Below are 1166 nucleotides of genomic sequence, written 5' to 3'. Positions count from 1 at the left end.
ATCGCGCTCGTCGACTCCTCGGGCAAGACGGTCACCGCCGTCGCCCGGGAACTCGGCATCAGCTCCGAGTCCCTGCGCGGCTGGTACCGCCGGGCGAAGGCGGACCAGGGCGAAGGCACGTCAGGTGAGCTGACTAGCGTCGAGCGCGAGGAGCTCAAGCGACTGCGCAAGGAGGTCCGTGAACAGCAGCAGACGATCGAGATCCTGAAAAAAGCGACGGCCTTCTTCGTGAAGGAGAACGACCGGTGAGCGAGCTGTACCGGTTGATCCATGCGGAGAAGGCGAACTATCCGATCGTCCTGCTGTGCCGGGTGCTGAAGGTCGCCCGCTCCTCCTACTACGCCTGGTGCGAGGGCGAAGCCGCCCGCCGTGCCAGGCAGGCCGCCGACGACGCGCTCGCACACGAGATCACCGTGGTGCACATCGCTTCCCGGCACACCTACGGTGTCCCACGTATCCATGCCGAACTGCGCCGCCTGGGCCGACGGGTGAACCGCAAGCGCGTCGCCCGCGTGATGCGTGAGCGCGACATCCGCGGCGTCACCCGGCGCAGACGGCGTTCGCTGACCCGGCCGGACGCGAGAGCGAAGCCGGCCCCGGACCTGATCGGCCGCGACTTCCATGCCGAGCGCCCCGGGACCAAGCTGGTCGGCGACATCACTTACCTGCCCACCGCCGAGGGCTGGCTCTACCTCGCCTGCTGGCTGGACCTGGCCACCCGCGAGGTCGTCGGCTACGCCATGGCCGACCACCACCGCGCCGAGCTGGTGGTCGACGCTCTCGACATGGCCCACGGCCGGGGCGGACTCGAGCCCGGCTGCGTGGTTCACAGCGATCGCGGCAGCGAATACACCTCGACTCAGTTCCGGCAACGAATAGGGAAGTTGGGGCTGCGGCAGAGCTGCGGACGCACCGGATCATGCTTCGACAACGCCGCCGCGGAGAGCTTCTGGGCCCTGCTCAAGGAAGAGATCGGCACCCGTACCTGGCCCGACCGGGCCACCGCCCGCGCCGAGGTCTTCTCCTTCATCGAGACCTTCTACAACCGCCGCCGCCTACGCAAGCACCGCACGTTCGGCTACCTCACCCCGGCCGAAACCAGGCAACGGCACCAGCACGCTCTCGCGGCATAGCGATCACGTGTCCGAGATCACGGGGAAACTTCA

2 protein-coding genes are annotated in these 1166 nt (G+C 68.0%); both read left to right on the top strand.

Annotated features, from left to right (window positions below; translation table 11 throughout):
• On the top strand, positions 1 to 249 hold a 249-nt coding region (locus ACZ5C2_RS38615; protein WP_468801643.1), incomplete at its 5' end, for a transposase.
• Positions 246 to 1133, top strand: coding sequence for an IS3 family transposase (locus ACZ5C2_RS38610; protein ID WP_468801641.1), 888 nt, complete (start codon positions 246 to 248; stop codon positions 1131 to 1133). The genes ACZ5C2_RS38615 and ACZ5C2_RS38610, both read left to right, overlap by 4 nt.
• Positions 1134 to 1166 lie beyond the last annotated feature (33 nt).

Source organism: Streptomyces sp. NPDC031365 (genome assembly GCF_055569765.1).
This window is presented reverse-complemented; position numbering and strand designations above follow the sequence as displayed.